Below are 532 nucleotides of genomic sequence, written 5' to 3' on the forward strand. Positions count from 1 at the left end.
CGTTGTCTACGATGGGTTGCGACAGATCCAGATTTTCCATCCGGTCCGCTTCCATTGTCAGCATCCGTTCCAGATTATCTGCCGATACGCGCTGGAAATATGCGGTATAATCGTAGGATGTGAATGCATTGTCCGACCCGCCAAGCGCAGAAACGGTGGCCGAAAACTCTCCCGGAGCCATTTTTTGCGTACCCTGGAACATCAGATGCTCCAGGAAATGCGCCACACCGGATTCGCCCGCCTTTTCATCTGCCGAGCCGGTCTTGTTTATCGGTTAGGACGTCAGGTTTTCAACCTGAAAAGAGGGGTTCAACTCCCCTACGGGCTGCCAGGGTACCCTTTTATCGCTTGCGATAATGTTGCCGGACAAGTCGATATTATTATCGCGCCATCCGTGCATATTTCCAGTATCCCCCTCGCCTTTTCAGACGTATCCGCTACCTTTCCGTGAAACCGGATGAGGATTGGATGCAGACACAAATCGCCATTGCCGGGGCGGGCCTTGCCGCCGCCCTGACGGCGCTGCGGCTGC

Annotated in this window: 1 tRNA gene and 1 pseudogene; one reads left to right on the forward strand and one right to left on the reverse strand. The window is 54.7% G+C overall.

Going from position 1 to position 532, the window contains the following annotated elements:
• A pseudogene (locus TR36_RS14340) lies at positions 1-265 on the reverse strand (M16 family metallopeptidase); the annotation flags it as partial.
• On the opposite strand from TR36_RS14340, the gene TR36_RS14345 reads away from it, so the two are divergent.
• Positions 256-331: transfer RNA gene (locus TR36_RS14345), tRNA-Glu, on the forward strand. The pseudogene TR36_RS14340 and the gene TR36_RS14345 overlap by 10 nt on opposite strands.
• Positions 332-532 lie beyond the last annotated feature (201 nt).

Source organism: Falsirhodobacter sp. alg1, from assembly GCF_000739715.2.
Classification (GTDB): Bacteria; Pseudomonadota; Alphaproteobacteria; order Rhodobacterales; family Rhodobacteraceae; genus Falsirhodobacter.